Genomic DNA, 240 nt, shown 5'->3' on the forward strand with positions numbered 1-240 from the left:
CAACGATTGTGGACGTGCAATGAGCCCTAAGTATCCACCTGGCTTAACAATAGCTGCTGCACTCCGCAACCAGTTATCAAACATTGCTTCAGACATAACATGTGCTTCAGATTTTTGTTTATCAGGTGTCTTACGATCGGTGGGATTATTAAAAGGTGGATTCATAATCGCAAAATCAAAGCTATTATCTATCAAACCTGCTCTTATACGGGCATTCCCTTTGAAGGTAACATCTGCTTC

At 41.2% G+C, this 240-nt stretch carries 1 pseudogene; it reads right to left on the minus strand.

Annotated elements, in window-relative coordinates:
* Positions 1-240: pseudogene (locus ACFILW_RS10930) on the minus strand (methyltransferase); the annotation flags it as partial.

Origin of the sequence: Bartonella sp. TT110JLCBS, assembly GCF_042193405.1 — a bacterium.
GTDB lineage: Bacteria > Pseudomonadota > Alphaproteobacteria > Rhizobiales > Rhizobiaceae > Bartonella.